The organism is Streptomyces sp. TLI_146 (assembly GCF_002846415.1).
GTDB lineage: Bacteria > Actinomycetota > Actinomycetes > Streptomycetales > Streptomycetaceae > Streptomyces.
The window spans coordinates 7,500,378-7,519,974 of sequence record NZ_PJMX01000001.1 but is presented as its reverse complement, the minus strand read 5'-3'; the positions used below and the strand labels follow the sequence as shown (position 1 = coordinate 7,519,974).

At 72.4% G+C, this 19,597-nt stretch carries 19 protein-coding genes and 1 pseudogene; 7 read left to right on the top strand and 13 right to left on the bottom strand.

Annotation, left to right across the window (positions count from 1 at the left end):
- The first annotated feature begins 115 nt into the window (after nucleotides 1-115).
- The 3 genes from BX283_RS33455 (at nucleotide 116) to BX283_RS33445 (ending at nucleotide 2,820) form a co-directional block, all read left to right on the top strand.
- Entirely contained in the window at nucleotides 116-478 is a 363-nt protein-coding gene (locus BX283_RS33455) for a M48 family metallopeptidase (protein WP_101391159.1), read from the top strand.
- Between the two features lie 86 nt (nucleotides 479-564).
- On the top strand, nucleotides 565-1,647 hold the full coding sequence (locus tag BX283_RS33450) for a magnesium and cobalt transport protein CorA (RefSeq protein WP_101391158.1): 1,083 nt from the start codon (nucleotides 565-567) through the stop codon (nucleotides 1,645-1,647).
- 123 nt (nucleotides 1,648-1,770) lie between these two features.
- Complete coding sequence (locus BX283_RS33445; RefSeq protein ID WP_101391157.1) at nucleotides 1,771-2,820, top strand: M4 family metallopeptidase; 1,050 nt, start codon at nucleotides 1,771-1,773, stop codon at nucleotides 2,818-2,820.
- A 16-nt stretch (nucleotides 2,821-2,836) separates the two neighbouring features.
- On the opposite strand, the gene BX283_RS33440 is transcribed toward BX283_RS33445, so the two are convergent.
- Entirely contained in the window at nucleotides 2,837-3,313 is a 477-nt protein-coding gene (locus tag BX283_RS33440; RefSeq protein ID WP_101391156.1) for a GNAT family N-acetyltransferase, read from the bottom strand.
- A gap of 221 nt (nucleotides 3,314-3,534) precedes the next feature.
- On the opposite strand from BX283_RS33440, the gene BX283_RS33435 reads away from it, so the two are divergent.
- Nucleotides 3,535-4,422: a nuclease gene (locus BX283_RS33435; protein ID WP_306822832.1), complete on the top strand. Its 888-nt coding sequence runs from the start codon at nucleotides 3,535-3,537 to the stop codon at nucleotides 4,420-4,422.
- A 15-nt stretch (nucleotides 4,423-4,437) separates the two neighbouring features.
- Here the strand turns inward: BX283_RS33435 and BX283_RS33430 are convergent, their stop codons facing one another.
- Nucleotides 4,438-5,871 (bottom strand): NAD(P)/FAD-dependent oxidoreductase, encoded by a 1,434-nt coding sequence (locus BX283_RS33430; RefSeq protein ID WP_101391155.1) that lies wholly within the window; start codon nucleotides 5,869-5,871, stop codon nucleotides 4,438-4,440.
- A 137-nt stretch (nucleotides 5,872-6,008) separates the two neighbouring features.
- Between BX283_RS33430 and trxA the strand changes: the two genes are divergently transcribed.
- Nucleotides 6,009-6,377, top strand: a complete 369-nt coding sequence (gene trxA, locus BX283_RS33425) for a thioredoxin (protein ID WP_101391154.1) — start codon at nucleotides 6,009-6,011, stop codon at nucleotides 6,375-6,377.
- A gap of 23 nt (nucleotides 6,378-6,400) precedes the next feature.
- Here the strand turns inward: trxA and BX283_RS33420 are convergent, their stop codons facing one another.
- The 3 genes and pseudogenes from BX283_RS33420 to BX283_RS33410 all read right to left on the bottom strand — a co-directional run bounded on the left by BX283_RS33420 (nucleotide 6,401) and on the right by BX283_RS33410 (nucleotide 10,296).
- On the bottom strand, nucleotides 6,401-7,330 hold the full coding sequence (locus BX283_RS33420) for an AEC family transporter (RefSeq protein WP_101391153.1): 930 nt from the start codon (nucleotides 7,328-7,330) through the stop codon (nucleotides 6,401-6,403).
- 118 nt (nucleotides 7,331-7,448) lie between these two features.
- A pseudogene (locus BX283_RS33415) lies at nucleotides 7,449-8,883 on the bottom strand (benzaldehyde dehydrogenase).
- Nucleotides 8,884-9,111: 228 nt separating this feature from the next.
- Nucleotides 9,112-10,296 carry a thiolase family protein gene (locus BX283_RS33410; RefSeq protein ID WP_101391152.1) on the bottom strand — a complete coding sequence of 395 codons (1,185 nt, stop codon included), beginning with the start codon at nucleotides 10,294-10,296 and terminating at the stop codon, nucleotides 9,112-9,114.
- Nucleotides 10,297-10,459: 163 nt separating this feature from the next.
- Here BX283_RS33410 and BX283_RS33405 point away from each other — a divergent pair, with 163 nt between their 5' ends.
- A complete protein-coding gene (locus BX283_RS33405) occupies nucleotides 10,460-12,013 on the top strand; it encodes an IclR family transcriptional regulator C-terminal domain-containing protein (protein ID WP_101391151.1) in 1,554 nt (517 codons plus the stop codon).
- On the opposite strand, the gene BX283_RS33400 is transcribed toward BX283_RS33405, so the two are convergent.
- The 8 genes from BX283_RS33400 to BX283_RS33370 form a co-directional block, all read right to left on the bottom strand.
- Complete coding sequence (locus BX283_RS33400; RefSeq protein WP_101391150.1) at nucleotides 11,977-12,234, bottom strand: hypothetical protein; 258 nt, start codon at nucleotides 12,232-12,234, stop codon at nucleotides 11,977-11,979. The genes BX283_RS33405 and BX283_RS33400 overlap by 37 nt on opposite strands.
- Nucleotides 12,235-12,484: 250 nt before the next feature.
- Nucleotides 12,485-13,522: a LacI family DNA-binding transcriptional regulator gene (locus BX283_RS33395; RefSeq protein ID WP_101391149.1), complete on the bottom strand. Its 1,038-nt coding sequence runs from the start codon at nucleotides 13,520-13,522 to the stop codon at nucleotides 12,485-12,487.
- Between the two features lie 110 nt (nucleotides 13,523-13,632).
- Nucleotides 13,633-13,896, bottom strand: a complete 264-nt coding sequence (locus BX283_RS33390; RefSeq protein ID WP_101391148.1) for a hypothetical protein — start codon at nucleotides 13,894-13,896, stop codon at nucleotides 13,633-13,635.
- Nucleotides 13,893-14,390, bottom strand: coding sequence for a hypothetical protein (locus tag BX283_RS33385; protein ID WP_101391147.1), 498 nt, complete (start codon nucleotides 14,388-14,390; stop codon nucleotides 13,893-13,895). The genes BX283_RS33390 and BX283_RS33385 overlap by 4 nt, the downstream gene beginning before the upstream one ends.
- Nucleotides 14,390-14,566 (bottom strand): hypothetical protein, encoded by a 177-nt coding sequence (locus BX283_RS40845; RefSeq protein ID WP_180357323.1) that lies wholly within the window; start codon nucleotides 14,564-14,566, stop codon nucleotides 14,390-14,392. The genes BX283_RS33385 and BX283_RS40845 overlap by 1 nt, the downstream gene beginning before the upstream one ends.
- A gap of 91 nt (nucleotides 14,567-14,657) precedes the next feature.
- Nucleotides 14,658-15,860 (bottom strand): helix-turn-helix domain-containing protein, encoded by a 1,203-nt coding sequence (locus tag BX283_RS33380; RefSeq protein WP_101391146.1) that lies wholly within the window; start codon nucleotides 15,858-15,860, stop codon nucleotides 14,658-14,660.
- A gap of 99 nt (nucleotides 15,861-15,959) precedes the next feature.
- Nucleotides 15,960-16,598 carry an HAD family hydrolase gene (locus BX283_RS33375; protein ID WP_101392722.1) on the bottom strand — a complete coding sequence of 213 codons (639 nt, stop codon included), beginning with the start codon at nucleotides 16,596-16,598 and terminating at the stop codon, nucleotides 15,960-15,962.
- Nucleotides 16,599-16,717: 119 nt separating this feature from the next.
- Nucleotides 16,718-18,157 (bottom strand): APC family permease, encoded by a 1,440-nt coding sequence (locus BX283_RS33370; protein WP_101391145.1) that lies wholly within the window; start codon nucleotides 18,155-18,157, stop codon nucleotides 16,718-16,720.
- A gap of 170 nt (nucleotides 18,158-18,327) precedes the next feature.
- Between BX283_RS33370 and BX283_RS33365 the strand changes: the two genes are divergently transcribed.
- The gene (locus tag BX283_RS33365) at nucleotides 18,328-19,515 is read left to right on the top strand and encodes an ROK family protein (protein ID WP_101391144.1); all 1,188 of its coding nucleotides are present in this window, start codon (nucleotides 18,328-18,330) and stop codon (nucleotides 19,513-19,515) included.
- Nucleotides 19,516-19,597 lie beyond the last annotated feature (82 nt).

The window sequence follows — 19,597 nt, the reverse complement described above, 5'->3', positions numbered from 1 at the left end:
ACCCGGTGGCAGCCTCCCACGCGCGCCGCACCCGCGAGGTTGTGGAATGTTCAACCACAATCTCGTGTTGTGGCGTCCGTAAGGGCAGAGCAGACCAGCTACGAGAGGATCCTCCGTGGTCGACAGCTACTACGAGTCCGGCACCACCGCCGAGCGCTGGGACCGCGCCCACCTGTTCTTCGAGGCCAAGGAGTACGTCACGGCCGTACGCATCCTGACCGGCATCGTCGACGAGGTGCCCGAGCAGGTCGCGCCGAGACTGCTGCTCGCCCGGGCCTACTACCACTCCGCCCAGCTCAACAAGGCGGAGCGGGAGCTGCGTGCCGTACTGGAGCGCGACCCCGTCGAGCAGTACGCCACGCTGATGCTCGGCCGCACCCTGGAGCGCCAGGGCCGGCCCGAGGACGCGGCCCGCTATCTGCGCCTCGCCGCCGCCTTCGACGGAGACGTCACGGGGGAGGTCGCCGCACCGCGGTGACCTGCGGCCTCGGCGTCCCGACCGGCCGTTGAGCCGCGCATGGCACACTGGCCGCCGATCCGCCGAAGGAGTGCCCAGCCGTGCCCATGATCCGCAACCTCCGCAGGGCGGTCCGCCGCGCCTACCGCCGCACGGTGGACCTCAGCCACCCGGCCCGCTCGCCGCTCGGCAGCGCCGTGGTGAACTGCGTGGTCTACCGGGACGGGGTGCGCCAGCCCGGCGACTGCCCGGTGGAGGAGGCCGTACGGCGGGTGCGCAGGGCCAAGGAGGGGTTCGTGTGGGTGGGGCTGCACGAGCCGAGCGCCGAGGAGTTCGCCGGGATCGCCGAGCTCTTCGGGCTGCATCCGCTGGCCGTCGAGGACGCGGTCCGCGCCCATCAGCGCCCGCAGGTCCAGCCGTACGACGACGTGCTGTTCGCGGTCTTCAAGACCGTCGGCTACGTCGAGCACGAGGAGCTCACCGCGACCAGCGAGGTCGTCGGGACCGGGGAGCTGATGATCTTCACCGGGCCCGACTTCGTGGTCACCGTGCGGCACGGCAGGCACGGTTCCCTCGGCCCGCTGCGCGAGGCCCTGGAGGAGACGCCCGACCAGCTCGCCAAGGGCCCGGCGGCGGTGCTGCACGCCATAGCGGACCACGTCGTCGACGACTACCTCGTGGTCATCGACGCCATGCAGGACGACGTGGACGCCGTGGAGACCGCCGTGTTCAGCGATACCGCGGGGCGCGGTGACGCGGGCCGCATCTACCAGCTCAAGCGCGAACTCCTGGAGTTCAAGCGGGCGGTGACCCCGCTGACCCGCCCGCTCCAGGCCCTGGCCACCGGACCGATACCGCTCATCGGCCCGGACACCCAGCCGTACTTCCGTGACGTCTCGGACCATCTGGCCCGGGTCAACGAGCAGATCGGCTCCTTCGACGCGCTGCTCGACTCGATCCTCCAGGCCCATCTGGCGCAGGTGACCGTGGCCCAGAACGAGGACATGCGCAAGATCACGGCATGGGCGGCGATCGTCGCGGTGCCGACGATGGTGTGCGGGATCTACGGCATGAACTTCGACCACATGCCCGAACTGCACTGGAAGTACGGGTACTTCCTCGCACTCGCCGTCATGGCCGTCGCCTGTTTCGCCATCCACCGCGGGTTCCGCCGCAACGGCTGGCTCTGATCGGTCGGTTGAGGGGTCACCGTCACGCTCCGTAGAAGCGGGCGTTCCGACTCCGCCACCGATTTTCGGCCAACTCGACTACAGGCATCACCGAAGCGGTCACGCTGTGCCACATTGCTCGGCATGGAGACCAACACCGTGTTCTGCACGATCGTCCCGCCGCATGTCCTCGACAAGCTCGCGCAGGCCGAGGACCCCGCCATGTTTGAGCCCGCCCGCCGCACCCTGGAGCACGACGCGCTCCAGCGCACCCGGCGCCGGATCACCACCGTGCGTGGCATCACGCCCCCCACGGGCACGCCGTCCGACAAGCCGAACCGCACGATCTACGACGCCGGGACGCAGACGACGCTGCCCGGCCGCAAGGTGCACTCCGAGAGCGACACGCCGTCCAAGGACGCCACCGTCAACCGGGCGCACGCCGGGCTGGGTGCCACGTTCGAGCTGTATCTCAAGGCGTACGGCCGGCACTCCATCGACGACGCCGGGCTGCCGCTCGACGCGACCGTCCACTACGACGAGAAGTACGACAACGCCTTCTGGAACGGCGAGCAGATGGTGTTCGGCGACGGGGACGGCGACCTCTTCCTCGACTTCACCATCCCGGTCGACGTCATCGGCCACGAACTCACCCACGGCGTCACGCAGTACACCGCCAACCTGGAGTACTTCGGGCAGTCGGGCGCGCTCAACGAGTCGCTCTCGGACGTCTTCGGCTCGCTCATCAAGCAGTACGCGCTGGGCCAGTCCGCCGACCAGGCCGACTGGCTGATCGGCGCGGGTCTGCTCGGCCCGCGCATCCACGGCGAGGCGCTGCGGTCGATGAAGGCGCCGGGCACGGCGTACGACGACCCGCAGCTCGGCAAGGACCCGCAGCCCGCCACCATGGACGACTTCGTGCGCACCAGCCGGGACAACGGCGGGGTGCACATCAACTCGGGCATCCCCAACCACGCGTTCTACCTGGTGGCCACGGCGCTGGGCGGCAACGCCTGGGAGCGGGCCGGGAAGATCTGGTACTCCACGCTGACCGGCGGGGAGCTGGCGAGCGACGCCCAGTTCGCCGACTTCGGGCGCCTCACCGTCGCCACCGCCCGCACCCTGTTCGGCGACGGCGACGAGCTCCAGGCCGTCACCAAGGCGTGGAGCCAGGTCGGGGTGCCGCTCGGCTGAGCCGGTCCGGGACCGGTCAGGGAATCTGGATCTCCAGCTCGGGCCGGTCCCACATCACCGCGGGCGGGTTCGCGCGGGCCGTGCCGGTCCGCAGCGCGCCGACGCTGCGGTAGAAGCCCTCGGCGGGCGGGTGCGAGACCACCCGGACGCGGTCGAGCCCCGCGGCCCGGGCCCGGTCCGTCATGTGCGCGATGAGCAGGCGCCCGATGCCGAGCCCCTGGGCGTCGTCGGCGACGAACATCAGGTCGAGCTCGGGCGGGGCGAGCAGCAGGGCGTAGAAGCCGAGCAGCCGGTCGTCGGCGCCGGCCGCCGCGTACACCTCGTGTGTCTCGATGTAGTCGGGTCCCACCCGGTAGCCCGCGACCATCGCGGCGTACGGGCCCTCGTACGCCCGCGAGGACCGTACGAGCCGGGTGAGGCGCTTGGCGTCGCGCGCCACCGCACGCCGGATCCGCACGGCCTCGCCACCCGAGCCCGTAATGCGTGAAGTCATGCGGTGAGTATTACCGATGGAGGGCCGTACGGGCGAACCGAGGCCCTGCCGTGCCCCTGGCCCGGCCGATTCGCACGCGTTCGACGAGGTGGTGGCCGGAGCGGACGGGGCGTACGCGCAACGGCGTACGGTCCTGTGCGCGCCGGGGCCCGGCGGACCGTAAGTATCGCGCCGTACGGGCGCCCCCGGCGGCTGCGCGGCGGATGCTGGAGGTGCCCGGTGTGCACGCTGAGGAGGCCGTCGTGGGAATGCTCGTGATCGAAGGAACGTACCGGATCACCGGTGCCCGCCCGGACGGCGACTCCGTCCGCTTCTACCCGGCCGACCCCGCCCAGTGGGACCTCGTGCCCGGGCCGCACCGCGTCCAGCGCAACCGGACCGGCGGCGCCCAGCTGCGGCTCGACGGCATCGACACCCTGGAGACGCACTACATCCCGGCGCACGGCCGCGAGACGCACCAGCCCCCGCCGTTCGCCGACCGGGCGGCCGACGCGCTCACCGCCTGGCTCGGCTTCACCGGCGTCGAGCGCGACGCTCACGGCACGGTCACCGCCTCCGAGCCCGACCGGGCCCCGGGGTTCGTCCTCACCCGGGGCGCGGACCTGCACGGGCGCTGTGTGGCCATCGCGGGACGCGGCCCGGCGCCCGGTCCCAGCGGCCAGCAGCACTTCGTCGACGCGGCGCTGCTCCAGCAGACCGCCAACTTCGCCCAGTTGGCGGACGGGCTCGCCTATCCGACGTACTACACCAAGCTGTTCGTCGAGCTGCGCGCGGCGATGACGGCCGCGGTGCAGGAGGCGCGCACGGCCGCCAACGGGCTGTGGCCGGTGGACCTGACCACGAGCGGCGCGAAGATCGACGGTCTGCTCTCGCTCACCGACAGCGCGGTCGTGCTGCCGAAGCTGTTCCGGCGGCTCGCGGACTATCTGGTCCTCGGCGCCGGGGACCCCTCGCTCGCCGGGTTCAAGGCCTTCCTCGACCAGCGGCCCGATCGCGTCCTGATCGTGTCCAAGGGGCAGTTCACCACCCTGTCGACGGTCGTGGACGTCGCCGATCAGACGGTCCGGATGACCGAGCCGCCGGAGAACCTCGTCTTCGAGGAGCGCTGACCCCGGCGCCCGCTCCTACTGGTCGCGGTACGCCTCCAGCAGGCGCAGCCACACCTCGCTGATCGTGGGGTACGCCGGTACCGCGTGCCACAGCCGTCCGATCGGGACCTCGCCCGCGATCGCGATCGTCGCGGAGTGGATGAGCTCGCCCACACCGGGGCCGACGAAGGTGACGCCGAGCAGGACCTCGCGGTCCAGGTCGACGACCATCCGGGCGCGGCCCCGGTAGCCGTCGGCGTACAGGCCCGCGCCCGCCACGCCGCCCAGGTCCTGGTCGACGGCCCGGACGCGGTGCCCGGCCGCCTCCGCCTCGGCGAGCGTCAGCCCCGCCGACGCGGCCTCGGGGTCGGTGAAGACGACCTGGGGGACGGCGGCGCGGTCGGCGGTCGCCGCGTGGGCGCCCCAGGGGTCGGTCTCCAGGAGCGGCACCTTCGCCGCGCGCGCGGCGATGGCGGCGCCCGCGATCCGCGCCTGGTACTTGCCCTGGTGGGTCAGCAGCGCCCGGTGGTTGACGTCGCCCACCGCGTACAGCCAGTCGCTGCCCGCCACCCGGCAGGAGTCGTCGACCGGCAGCCAGGAGCCGGGGTCCATCCCGATGGTGTCCAGGCCGATGTCGTCGGTGCGCGGCGCCCGGCCGGTGGCGAAGAGGATCTCGTCCGCCTCGATGCGCCCGCCGTCGTCCAGGAGGACGGTGACGGGGCCGGTGCCGCCGTCCCGTACGACCCCGGAGACGGACACGTTCGTACGGACGGAGGCACCCGCCTCCTTCAGCGCCTCGGCGACCAGCTCGCCCGCGAACGGCTCCATCTTCGGCAGCAGCCCGTCACCGCGCACCAGCACGGTCACCTGCGCGCCGAACGCCTGCCAGGCCGTCGCCATCTCGACGCCGACCACTCCCCCGCCGACGACCACGAGCCGCCCCGGCACCTCCTGCGCGCTGGTGGCCTCGCGGCTGGTCCAGGGCCTGGCGTCGGCGATGCCGGGCAGGTCGGGCACGACCGCGCGGCTGCCGGTGCACACGGCGACCGCGTGCCGGGCGGTCAGCACGTGGTGCTCGCCCTCGGGGCTGGTCACGCTGACCTTGCGGGTGCCGTAGAGGCGCCCGTGGCCCCGGTAGAGGTGCGCGCCGATGCCGTCCAGCCAGCGCACCTGGCCGTCGTCCTTCCAGTGCGAGACGTACTCGTCGCGGTGTGCGAGGACCGCGGGCACGTCCAGCGGGCCCGCCACGCTCCCGCGCAGGCCGGGCACCTTGCGCGCGTCCGAGCGGGCGATCACCGGCCGCAGCAGCGCCTTGCTGGGCATGCACGCCCAGTACGAGCACTCGCCGCCGACGAGCTCGCTCTCCACCACGGCGGCGCTCAGGCCCGCCGCCCGCACCCGGTCGGCGACGTTCTCGCCGACCGGTCCCGCTCCCAGCACCACCACGTCGTATTCCAGGGCTTCCGTCATACGCACAGTCTGGTGCGGGGAGTACCCCGGAGCCACAGGGGCAGCCGTGAGTCAGCGGAAAACATCCGGAATACCACGACGGCGGCCGCCGTTGTGCGAAGCGGCTTCACGGTGAGGCCAGGAAGAGGGAGTGCGTGATGGCGACTGTGGAGCTGACCAAGGAGAACTTCGACCAGGTCGTGTCGGACAACGACTTCGTCCTGATCGACTTCTGGGCCTCCTGGTGCGGTCCCTGCCGGCAGTTCGGCCCGGTCTACGAGGCGTCTTCCGAGCGCCACGACGACCTGGTCTTCGCCAAGGTGGACACCGAGGCCCAGCAGGAGCTGGCGGCGGCGTTCGAGATCCGCTCGATCCCCACGCTGATGATCGTCCGCGAGAACGTGGCGATCTTCTCGCAGCCCGGCGCGCTGCCGGAGGCGGCACTGGAGGACGTGATCAGGCAGGCGCGCGCCCTCGACATGGACGAGGTCCGCAAGTCGGTGGAAGAGGCCAACAAGGCGCAGTAGGGTCGGCCCGCTCGTCCTGAGCCTCAGCCCAGCTGCCAGGCGATGAGCGACAGGGACACCATCGACAGGAGCGTCGAGAGCAGCACGGTGTCCCTGGGCAGCTCCGTGTCCAGGGAGTACTCGGACGCGAAGATGAAGGCGTTCTGCGCGGTCGGCAGTCCGGCGCACAGCACCACCGCGAACAGCGCGTGCCCGTCGAGCCCGAAGAGCCAGTGCCCCAGCGCGTAGGCGAGCAGGGGCTGCGCGGCGACCTTCAGCCCCACCAGGATCAGCCGCTCGGTCCGGCCGTCGGCGTCGGGCCGTACACGCGCGTTCAGCGACATGCCGAGCGCGAAGAGCGCGGCCGGCACGGCGCCGCCGCCGAGGATCTGGAGCGGCGAGACCACTTCCTCGGGCAGTCGCAGCCCGAGCCCGGCGACCGTGAGCCCCAGCGCGGATGCCCCGATCACCGGGTTGCGGAACGGGAGTTGGAGGATCCGCGTCCACCGCTCGCGCCCTGCCCTGCGTACGTCCAGCTCGATCAGGACCAGGATCAGCGGCGTGATGAAGAGCATCTGGAAGAGCGCGGCGGCGACGATGAACGAGGTGTCGTGCAGGACGTGCACGGCGACCGGGATGCCCAGGTTCGCGGAGTTCACATAGGACGCGGCCATCGCGCCTATCGCCTGTTCGCCGCGCTTGCGGCGGAACATCCAGCGGCTGACGAGCAGTCCGGCCGCGAACACGGTGAGCAGGCTGGCGGCGAAGACGGCCACGCCCGGGCGGGCCAGGTCGCCCGGGTGCGAGCGGGACATCGTCAGGAACAGCAGCGACGGCATGGCGAAGGTGAACGCGAACCTTCCGAGCACGTGTTGCGCCTGGGCCTGGGCGCCGAGCACCTGGTAGCGCCCGGCGGCCCAGCCGCAGCATGTCAGGACCCAGATGGGGAGAAAGCCGCTGATCACTGAGTGCACCGCGTCAGCGTAGGCGCTCCGCCGGTGGGGCAGTTGGTCGGCCGCGGACCGTGCGTGGAGGTCGCGCGGTTCCCCGCGCCCCTAGGGGGTACGGCCTGCCCCGGACCGCGATGTCCTCCTAGAAACCGTGCGTCGCCGGCTCCCGCCGTACCGTCGTCCAGCGCAGCTCGGTGAATGCCTCCACGTTCGCCGTACCGCCGAACCTCGCCCCCGTCCCGGACGCCGCCACGCCGCCGAAGGGGCCACCGCCTCGTCGTTGACCGTCTGGTCGTTGACGTGGGCGATGCCGGTCGGGATGCGGTCCGCGAGCTCCAGGCCCAGCGCGGTGTCGCGGGTGACGATGCCGAGGGAGAGCCCGTACGGGCCGTCGGCGGCCAGGGCCGCGGCCTCGTCGAGGCTCCGGAACGGCCGGACCGGCGCCACCGGACCGAACACCTCCTCCGCGTACGCCGGGATGTGGTCGTCGACGTCCGCGAGGACGGTCGGGCGGTAGAACAGCTCCCGGTGGGTGCCGCCCGCCGCGAGCCGGGCGCCGCGCGCGGTGCTGGCCTCCACCAGGCCGTGGATCTTGGCCAGTTGGGACCGGTCGATGACCGGCCCGAGGTGTACCTGCTCGCGGTACGGGTCGCCCACCGCCAGTGCGTCGGCCCGCGCGGCGAGCCGCTCCACGTACTCCTCGTACAGCGAGGCGTGGACGAGGTGACGGCCGGTGGTCATGCAGATCTGGCCCTGGTGGAAGAAGGAGCCCCAGGAGGCCTGCGCCACCGCGCCCTCGATGTCGGCGTCCTCCATGACGACCAGCGCGGAGTTCCCGCCGAGCTCCAGGTGGACGCGCTTGAGCAGCCGCCCGGCGGCCTCGCCGACCCTGCGCCCGGCGGCGGTCGAGCCGGTGAAGGAGATCACCGGGACACCGGGGTCCGCGACCAGGGCCTGCCCGGCCTCGGCACCGCCCGGCAGTACGTGAAGCAGCCCCTCGGGCAGCCCCGCCTCCTCGAAGACCGCCGCGAGCGAGAAGCCACCGCAGACGGCGGTGCGCGGATCGGGCTTCAGGATCACGGCGTTGCCGAGCACGAGGGCGGGCGCGACCGAGCGGATGGCGAGGATGAGGGGGGCGTTGAACGGGGCGATGACCCCGGTCACCCCGACCGGCACCCGCCGGGTGAAGCTGAGCCTCGGCTCCTCGCTCGGCAGCACCTCGCCCAGCGGCCGGGAGGCGAGCGCGGCTGCCTCGTAGCACTCCTGGGCGGCCACGTGCAGCTCGAAGTCGGCCTTGCCGGGGATCGAGCCGGACTCCCGTACGAGCCATTCGCGCAGCTCGTCGGCATAGTGGGTGAACAGGTCGCCCGCACGGCGCAGTACGGCCGCACGGGCGAAGTGCGGGGAGCGCGCCCAGCCGGGCTGGGCCGCGCGGCCCGCCGCGACGGCTGCCGCGATGTCGTCGGCGGTGGCCAGGGTGTACGTGCCCAGGCCCTCTCCGGTGGCGGGCTCGGTGACCTCGTACTCACCCCCGACAGCGTCCGCGCCTGCCAGGTCTTGGGGTCGAGCAGGGTCATGAAGGATCTCCAGTCTCACGCGTGATCGAGAGCGATGACCGAGGGGAAGCCATGATCGCGGGGAAGTCCCGTGCGGCATCCTAGTGGGGCCGCACGAACAAATGTCCCGCCCGTCACTCGTGATACGGGTCTCCCAAGCGGACTACCGGCCCCCCAAAGGGACGCGGGGAACTGCGCGGCCGGCCACCGACAACCCACAGCCGAATCACCGCACTCCCAGCGGAGCGCCTAGCGCTCCAGGACCAGCGCCAGCCCCTGCCCCACGCCGATGCAGAGCGCGGCGAGGCCCACGCCCGAGCCCTTGGCGGCCAGTTGGTGGGCCACCGCCCCGGCGAGGCGGGCGCCCGAGGCGCCGAGCGGGTGGCCGATGGCGATGGCGCCGCCGCGCGGGTTCACGACGGCCGGATCCAGCTCCGGCCACTCGGCCAGACACCCCAACGACTGCGCCGCGAAAGCCTCGTTGAGCTCGAAGACGCTCAGGTCGCCGAGGCCCTTGCCCGCCTTGGCGAGCGCGGTGCGCACCGCCTCGACCGGGCCGAGGCCGAAGAGCTGCGGCTCGATCCCGGTGACGGCGGAGGTGCGGATCCGGGCGAGCGGTTCGCGGCCGGTGGCGCGCAGCCCCTCCTCGTCGACGAGCAGCAGGGCGGCGGCGCCATCGTTGAGCGGCGAGGAGTTGCCCGCCGTCACCGAACCGCCTTCGCGGAAGGCGGGCTTGAGCCGGGCGAGCGCCTCCATGGAGGACGACTCGCGGATGCACTCGTCACGGGCGAGGTCGACGCCCTCGTACGGGACGACCTCGCCGTCGTAAAGCCCCTTGGCCCAGGCCTCGGCGGCCTTGCGGTGGCTGTCGAGGGCGAACGCGTCCTGCTGCTCACGGGTCAACGCGTGCCGGTCCGCGATCAGTTCGGCGCCCTCGCCGAGCGCCACCGTCCACTCGGCGGGCATCTTCGGGTTGGTCATCCGCCAGCCGAGCGTGGTCGAGAAGAGCTGCTGGTGACCGGCCGGGAAGGCGCGCTCGGGCTTCTGCATCACCCATGGGGCGCGGGACATCGACTCCACGCCGCCCGCGACCGCGATGTGCGCGTCGCCGACCGCGATGGCGCGGGCGGCCTGGATGACGGCCTCCAGGCCCGAACCGCACAGGCGGTTGACGGTGACGCCGGGGACCGACACCGGCAGCCCGGCGAGCAGCACGGCCATCCGGGCCACATCGCGGTTGTCCTCGCCCGCGCCGTTGGCGTCGCCGAAGTAGACGTCGTCGATACGGGCCGGGTCGAGCTGCGGGGAGCGGCCGACGAGCGACTTCACCACGTGCGCGGCCAGGTCGTCGGGCCGCACCGAGGCGAGCGCGCCCCCGAACTTGCCGATGGGGGTGCGCACGGCGTCGACGATGTACACGTCCCGGATGCTCATCGGTTCTCTCCCGCTGCTCGGTCGGCCGTGCCCGCGTGGTGCGCGACGCCTTCGGTCCGACGCACTCTGTTCGCCCAGTGAACTTTGGTTCACAATCAGTCCCGAGTCTCGGCCCGCCCGCGGCGCGCTGTCAACGGCCCCAGGAGGACCCGTGTCCCCAGACATGTCGGTCGGCCCGCTGGAACGCGGCCTCGCGGTGCTGCGCGCGCTCGCCGCGTACGACCCGGACCGGGGCACGGACCGCGGCACGCTCGTACGGGCCACCGGGCTCCCCCGAGCGACGGTCGACCGGGTGGTGGCGACCCTGGACCGGCTCGGCCTGGTCCGCGTGGACGGCCGGGACGTGGCGCTCGCGCCGCGCCTGATGACGCTGTCCGGCGCCTATCTGCGCGGCAGCGGGATCCCGGCGGCGCTCGGCCCGCTGGTGGGACGGCTCGCGGACGAGCTGGACGAGTCCGTCTCGGTGGGCGTGCCCGACGGCGACGGCGTCCGCGTCGTCCTGCGGACCGCCGCCCGCCGCCGCACGATGTCGCTCGCCTTCCGCGTCGGCGACCTGCTGCCCGCCGACCGCTGCGCGCCGGGCGCGCTCTTCGCCGACGGCGCGCTGGAGTGGGCGCTCGACGAGGAGCTGATCGAGCCGGGGCTGATCGCGGTGGCGGTGCCGGTACGGGACGGGGCGGGCGCGACGGTGTGCGCGGTGAGCGTGGCGAGCCATACGAGCAGGCACAGCCCCCGGTCCCTGCGGGAAGCGGTGCTGCCCCGGCTGCGGGAGGCGGGGGGTGCGATGGAGGCGGCGCTCGCGGAGCGGACCGTGGTGGATGGGGCGGATCCGGTGGCGGGGGCGGATCCGATGCAGGGCGCCGCGTTCGTCGACGCGTCCGGCGCTCTCAAGCGGGAGCTGGGGCCGGACTTCCTGCAGTCCCTGGCCCGTGGCCTCGCGGTGCTGTGCGCGCTGGGCGCGGACCGGGGCGAGGGCCTGACGCTCACGGCCGTCTCCGAGACGACCGGCCTGGCGCGGGCCACCGTGCGGCGCTCGCTCCTCACCCTCGTGGAGCTGGGGTATGTGGAGCGCGGCGGTCCTGAGGGCCACCGCTTCCGGCTGCTCCCCCGGGTCCTCGAACTGGGCTGTGCCCGGCTCTCGGCGCTCGGACCCGCCGAGGTCGCCCGGCCGCACCTGGCGCGCCTGGTGGCGCGGACCGGCGAGTCGGCGTCGATGGCCGTGCTCGACGGGGCCGATATCCGCTATGTGGCACGCGTCCCGACCGTACGGATCATGAGCATCGACATCACGGTGGGGACGCGGTTCCCGGCGTACGCGACGTCGATGGGGCGGGTGCTGCTCGCCGCTCTCGCGCCGGGGGAACGCCCGCCGCTGCCCGACGGGCTGCCCGCCCTGACCCCGAACACGGTGACGTCCGCGGCCGGGCTGACCAGGATCGTGGAGCGGTGCGCGGCCGACGGGTACGCCCTGGTGGCCGAGGAGTTGGAGGTCGGGCTGCGTTCGCTGGCGGTGCCGGTGCGCGGGGCGGGCGGGCGGGTGGTGGCGGCGGTGAACGTGGCGCAGCACGCGGGGCGTGGGCGCCCGGAGGAGATGCTGCGGACGCTGCTCCCGGAGCTGCGGGCCGCAGCGGCGGGGATCTCGGCGGATCTTGCGGTGCTGGGGGTGTCGGGGGCGCCCGGTCACTCTTCGGGGGCGATGAGTGCGGTGAGGCCGTAGTCGAGTTCGGCGCCGTCCACGAGGAGGGCCTCGACGGTACGGGTGCGGGGGTCGATGTCGGCGACGATGCCGTGGCCGGCGTAGCGGGGGTAGCCCGTCTCGCCGGTCTCGCCCGTCGCCTCGACGAGGGCGGAACGGACGGCGCTGTCGGCTACGGAGGCGGTGCCGCGGGTTTCCACGTGGGAGGGGACGATGAGGATGACCAAGCGGGAGGGGTGCATGGGGGGACGGTAGGGGGGTGGGGGCGGGGGGTGTGCGGTGCCACTCCGTTCGCGGGGGCGGAATTTCCCCCACCCCGCCCCTTCCCGAAAGCCCTGCGGGCGGCTGGGGGAGATGGCTGGGGCAAGCCCCAGGCGCTTCCGGGGCTCCGCCCCGGACCCCGGCGGGGCTCCGCCCCTGCACCCCGTAAAAGACAAGGCTCATTACCGACCGGAAGGCGCGTCCACAACGGAGGGGTATGGACAAGTCGCGCTAACTCGACTCCCGCCTCACCAAGGTCGCCCCCATCAGGTCCCTCCGCTCCCCCACCGCCGACGGGTCGCGTACCGCCGCGTCCACCAGTTCCGCCAGGTGGCGGCCCGCGACCATGTCTATGTTGACCGTGGTCAGGCGGGGGCGGAGGAGGTTGCCGAGGAGGAGGTTGTCGGCGCCCACGATCGCCACCTCCGCCGGGATGTCCACGCCCGCGTCCTGGAGGGCGCGCATCAGGAGCATCGCGTACTCGTCGTTGTACGCGAACACCGCGTCCAGACCCAGCCCCCGCCAGCGCCGGGCCAGTCCGGCCGCAGCCTCCTCCTCGTACGCCAGCTCCAGCGGCTCGACCACCGCGTCCGTGCCCGCGACGGCCTTGCGCGCGCCCGCCAGGCGGGGGGTGGAGAAGAGTTCCAGGCCCGGTTCGGACGGCACCACGACGCCGATGCGGCGGTGGCCGCGCTCCAGGAGGTGGCCGACCGCGCACCTGCCTATCTCGCGCTGGTCCATCAGCAGCGAGTGCGCGCCCTCGACACGGTGCGGGCCCAGCGTGATGACCGCCCGCGCCCCCGACCGCTTCAGCAGCTCGACGCCCTGGGCGGTGAGCTCGGTCTCGGCCAGCGAGATGACCGCGACCGGCCGCAGCTCGGCCCAGGCGCGGGCCGCGTCGTCGGCACCCAGGCCGAGGCCGCTGTACTGCACGACCGTGTAGTCGAGGCGCCGCAGCGCCCCTTGCAGCTCGTTGAGGAAACGGCTGTAGAGCGGTCCGACCGGGATGTGCCCGCTGGGCAGCAGCACGATCCGGGTGCGTCCGGCACGCAGGCTGCGGGCGGCGGCGTGCGGCACGTAACCCAGCTCCTGGGCGGCCTCCCGGACCCGTAGGCGGGTGGGCTCGCTGATGCGTACGGCCGAGGTGTTGTTGAGTACATAGCTCACCGTCGCACGCGAGACTCCGGCCAGTCGGGCCACGTCGGCACTGGTCGGGACCGGACGCTCGGCGGGCTGCTGCGGCTGCTGCTGCTTCGAGGGATCGCTCATCGCGTTCGGCATCCTTGCAGAACCACCGGTGCCCCGGTCCGGCGGTTGGCCGAAGTCGGTACGGCGGGGACCGGATACACCGTCCGGGGCGGGGGACGCGAGGCGGGCGCTCAACGGGGCGACTGCTGCTCGTACAACGGGTTGCCCGGCGCCGGAGTGACCCGGCCGAACGACGTCACGACGGCCCGGAATCCGGCGTGATCGTGGTGCCGTGCGGTGTGCCGGATCGCCCAGTCCTCCGGCCCGTCACGGGTGTCGGAGGGCGGGGAGGTGTCGAGGCAAGTGGTGCACTCCATGGCGTAGACGGGTGCGGAGGCGCCGGGGGTGGTGTCCGGGCCGAGCGTCCATTCCGCGTACCGGATCACGGACCTCATGGCGTCCGCTCCGGTGTCGATGCCGGTGTCCGGCGCAGACTGTTCTGCCCGCGCGTCACCAGGTCGGCGACGGCTTGGGCCGCGCAGACGCTGGCGGCCGTGTGGGGTGGCAGGGCCCAGTGGGGGCCGGGTCGTGCGGTGAGGTCGGGGCGGGGCACGCCGAGCCACGTCCCTGGACGGAGGCACTCGACGCCTGGCGCCTGCCAGTTGGCGTACGTGCCTGGCGGTACGAGGGCGTAGTACCAGACGCCGATGCCGTACGCGTCGTGGATGACGGCCCCGCCGGGGAGGGTTTCGGCGAGGGACGCGGCGACGGCGTCGGGGTCTTCGCTGCCTGCGGCCGCGTGGACGACGGGCGCGGGCAGGCGGATCGCGTCGAACTTCTCGCCGGTCGGCACGAGGGCGATACCTACGTCGAATTCGCGACGGGCCTGGGCGGGTGCGGGGTGTGCGGAGGCGAGCCAGTCGGTGACGGTTCGCGCGGCCTGATTCATCACGGCGTGATCACCCCGGCCCCGGCCACTTTGGCGCAGTCGGCGTGCGCGTAGCTGGTGTGGTCACCGCCGGTGTCGGCGACGAACATACGGGTGATGGTGTCGGCGCCGGGCTCCTTGCAGACCTCGCAACGCCGGTACTGCGCCAAGCGTGCAGCTTCGTTGGTGTCTCTCATGCTTCGGACTCCCATCTGCCAGGTCATGTCATGTGGACACGGCAGATGGTGGACTCGTGGAAGGGGCACAAGGGCTACAGCCTGTATCCCTTCAGATCCCTCGAAGGGGTTGCTCGATCGCGCCGATCCATTCCGCGTACCGCGTCAACGACTCGTCGTCGGTTCGCTTCAGCCGACGCAGCGTCGCCGCTGTCTCGCGCGCCCAGGGGTGCTCACGCGTGTGCTGCGGGGCGATGCGGCGAGCAACCTTCAGCGACTCGAAGGCATCGTCCATGAGACCGGCCCACAGCTGGGCGCGGGCCAGTTCGATGGAGTAGCCGGACCGCCGCTCAGCGGGCATGCCGCTCGGCGGCTTCCAGTCCCGGGCGACACTCAGGGCACGTTCGACGTGGTCGCCGCCCAGACTCACGGCCACCGACACCTCGTGAACGCGGACCGAGTCGGGACCGAAGGCAGTGCCGTCGTAGACGTCCTCCCGGAGCTGATCGGCCAGTCGCAGTGCCTCATCGAGGTGGCTGTCAGCCGCATCCGGGTCTCCGGCCCGGCCGGCGATGACGGCTGCCCGCATGTGCAGGGACCCCCGGGCGGCACGTGCACTGCCCCGATCGGGCGCCGGACTGGCATCGATGGCCGCCTCCAGGGCGCGCAGACCTGCCCTGTGGGCACGGGCGACGAAGAACGGCTCCGTCCGCACGTACGCGACCGAAGCAGCCAGCAGCGGCTCTTCGGCCCGAAGCGAGGCCCACCTCATCAGGTCCACCAGACGGGCGGACAGGTCGTGGGCACCGAACTTGAACGCCACGGCATCGGCGGTCCGCGCGGCGGAGACGACCAGCGCGGCGGCGCGGCGCTCCTGGGCGCCCCGTTCCCCGTGCAGGGCGCGGAGGCTGTCCTCAAGAAGGCCCGGGATCACCTGCGAGATGCGGCCGTACTGGGCACCCAGGCGCCAGTTCACGGCTTCGTCCATAGCCGCACGCAGCTCGGGCAGCGTCCGGACCGGTGGCCCCTCCGGGGCGTCGTACGCGGCCAGCGCGGCGGAGATCGCGGGCAGCGCCCGGTGCACACGGTGCTCAGTCCGTGCGTAGCCGGTGCGCAGTGCGGACGGGTCCACGCCAAGGCTGTCCGCCAGGGCGTCGAGGGATGAATCACTCGGCATACGGGCGCCCCGCTCGACGGCCTTGACCATGGCGAGGGAGAGGAAGGAAGCGCGGGCGAGGTCTTGTTGCGTCATACGGCGGGAGTGGCGGGTGGCTGCGATGCGCTGCCCCACCTCGCGTGCACGGTCGGCGGACATGCTGAACTCCGTTCGGGCTGCTCCGAACCGTACCCGTCCGCGCACGCTGTGCGCACATGAACGGCCCTTGCCCGGAGCCCGAGTTGGGGACGCCCCCGCCTAGCCGGTGACGATCCGCACCAGCTCGTCCAGGGAGTCGATCCGCCAGTCCGCCGCAGCCGCCTCCGCCGTGTCCGCCCACAGGTGGCCCCACGGGCCCCGCCGCAGGTGTGCCGTCCGCAGGCCTGCGGCGAGGGCGGGACCGACGTCGTTCGCCGGGTGGTCGCCGACGTACAGCGTCTCGCCCGGCGCGGTCCGTGCGGCCTCGACGACTCGGGCGAAGAAGGCGGCCGAGGGCTTCGCCACGCCCCACTCGCCGGACGTGGCGATCACGTCGGCGGGCAGGTCCAGGGCCCGCAGGAGTTCGGCGGCGCGAGCCGTCTGGTTTCCGGCGATCACGACCCGTACGCCCCGGTCGCGCAGGGCCGTCAGGACCGGGCGTACGTCCGGGTACAGATCGGATTCGTCCAGGAACTCGCCTTGCCCGGCGGCCTCGCGAGCCGCGTACTCGGCGGCGACGTCGATGTCCGGCCGGATGAGCCGCAGTGCGTCCGCGTTGTCCCGCCCCTGGGCGACCACAGCGCCGACCAGGGCGGCCACCGTGTGCCGGGGGGCGTCGAGCCAGTCGGCCCAGGAAGCCCAGTAGCGGTCGTCGCGCACGAGGGTTTCACCGACGTCGAAGGCCACTGTGCGGATCATGGTGGAAGCGTAGGACACGCTGTCGAGTGCGGCACGGACAGTGCGGAGTTGGCCCCGCCGGAACCCGGAACCGGGCCGGGCCCGGCCGGGGGGCCATCAGAACTCACCCCGTACGACACTCAGACCGCCCCCACCCCCTCCTCCACATACTCCTCCCGAACCTCCCGCGCCCCGAACGGCCACACCTTCTCGAACCGCGCCCACGCCACGAACGCCACGCAGCCCAACGCGACCCAGGCCAGGGACCATTCGATCGGGTGGCGGCCGGGGGAGTTCTTGTCGGCGTAGCCGTAGATCACCAGCCAGCCCACCAGGGCGACGACGCTGGGCAGGGGGTAGAGCCATATCCGGTAGGGGCGGCGCAGGCTCGGCTGGCGGCTGCGCAGGACCGTCGCCGCGGCGATCTGGGCCAGCGCCTGGACCAGCACCATCACCGTGGTGAGCAGCTGGATCAGCGTGGCCAGGTCGGTGTGGCGGCCGATGAGGAAGCCGATCGCCGTGATGACGCCCATCGTGGCCAGGCCCAGCGTCGGGAAGCGGTGCCGGGGGTGGAGCCTGGCGTACGGGCGGAAGAAGACGCGGTCGCGGGCCGCGTCGTAGGGCACCCGGGAGCCGCCGAGCAGTCCGGTGAAGACGGAGGCGAAGGCCGTGACGAGGATGAGGACCGTGACGACGTCGGCGGCGCCCTTGCCCCAGGTCTTCTCCAGGACGGCGGACGCCACGGACGTGGAGGCGATGTCGCCGGGGTCGGTCATCCGCTGCCAGTTGATGACACCGAGGGTGCCTATCTGGAGGAGCAGATAGATCACCATGATGCCGAGGATCGAGAAGACGATGGAGCGCGGCAGGGTGCGCCCGGGGTTCTTGATCTCGGCTCCCATGTACGCGGTGGTGTTGTAGCCGAGGTAGTCGTAGATACCGATGGTGAGACCCGCGGCGAAGCCGAGCCAGAAGTGGTTGCTGGTGAGCTCGAAGGCGCCCGAGGGGTAGGTGAAGGCGCGGTCGGCGCTGAAGTGGGTGGCCGAGGCGATGATGACCAGGGCCACCGAGGCGATCATCACGGCCCACATGACGGTGGTGATCCGCGCGATGTGCTCGATGCCGCGCCACAGCAGCAGGACGACCAGCGCGATCACCCCGAGCCCGACCAGGTCGCCGGTGGTGCTGCCCATGTCCGGGGCGAGATAGCCGAGGTACTGGACGAAGCCGACCACGCCCGTGGACATGATCAGCGGGATGAACAGCATCGCCGTCCACACGAACAGGAACGGCATCAGGCGCCCGGTGCGGTACTGGAAGGCCTGGCGCAGATAGACGTAACTGCCGCCGGAACCGGGCAGGGACGCGCCGAGTTCGGCCCAGATCAGCCCGTCGGCGAGGGCGAGCACCGCCCCGGCGACGAAGCCCAGGACGGCCTGCGGTCCACCGAAGGCGGCGACCATCAGCGGGATGGTGACGAACGGGCCGATGCCGCACATCTGGCTCATGTTGATGGCGGTGGCCTGGAAGAGTCCGATACGGCGGACGAAGCCGCCGGTCGGCGGCGGGGTTCCGGACACGAGGGACCTCCCTGGGGCTCGGGGGACGTGGGCAACGGCGGTGCGAGCGGCGGTTCTTCGCCAGTGCGGGGATGCGCCCCGGCGCCGGGCGTGCTCAAGTTAAGTACCTTTACTTTTGGCGTCAAGAGGTCGCCGGGAAACCGTCCGGAGCGATGCGTGAGAATGATGCGATGACCAGCAGCGACGAGGGTGAGCAGCCCTGGAACCCACAGCGTCAGCGCAACAGCAACGAGCGGCTGCTGCTCGACCGGCTGCGCGCGGGCGGCCCCTCCTCGCGGGCCCAGCTCGCCCGCGAGAGCGGCCTGTCCAAGCCCACGGTCTCCAGCGCGCTGGCCGCGCTCGCCGCCACCGGCCTGGTCCGCGAGGCGGGCACGCATATCCCCGAGCGCGGCCGGTCCGCGGTGCTCTACGCCCCGGACCCGACCGCCGGATACGCGCTGGGCATCGACATCGGGCGGGCCTGGCTGCGGGTCGCGCTCGCGGATCTGGACGGCACGGTGGTGGCCCGTTCGGAGGTCCGCAACCAGGCCCGTACCTCCTCCACGATGGCCGATCTGGTGGTCACCACCGCCCATCAGCTCGTCGCCGGATCGGGCGTGGACCCGGAGAAGATCGCCCAGGCGGTCGTCGGCACGCCCGGTGTGTACGACGCGGAGAAGCGGCGGGTCCGCTATGCCCAGCACCTGCCCGGCTGGGGCCGCCCTGGCCTGTTCGACCGGATGCGCGACGGGCTCGGGATGCCGCTGGCGGTCCACAACGACGCCAATCTGGCGGCGCTCGGCGAATACACGTTCGGCGTCGGCTCGGGCAGCCGCCTCTTCGTGTACGTGATGATCGGCACCGGCCTCGGCATGGGCGTCGTCAGCGAGGGCCAGCTCTTCACCGGCGCGCACGGCGGGGCCGGTGAGATCGGCTTCCTGCCCTGGCCCGGGCGGCAGAAGCCCGACACCCTTGAGGACGCGGTCTCCGGCGACGCGGTGGTGGCCGCGGCGCGCTCGCACGGCATGGCCGGGCCGCTCACGGCGAAGGACGTCTTCGAGGCCGCGCGGGCCGGAAATCCCGCCGCGGTCAAGGCGGTCGAGCTGGAGGGCGAGCGCCTGGCCCACACGGTGGCGGCCGTCGCCGCGGTGCTCGACCCGGATCTGGTGGTGCTCGGCGGGGGCGTGGGCCACAGCGCGGATCTGCTGCTGCGGACCGTACGGGAGACCCTGCGCACCCTGACGCCGCTGCGCCCGAAGGTGGCACCGAGCTCGCTCGGCGAGGACGCGGTGCTGCTGGGGGCGGTGGCGACGGCGCTGGGGACGGCACGCGACGTGACGTTCGAGCGGCGCACCCGCTCGGGCAACTCCGGTCGTTGACATGGCTTCCTCAGGTCTCTACCTTCAGGATGCGAGTTAGTAAGGGTTCCTAACTTTGATGCCTGACCTGGATGCCGGGAGA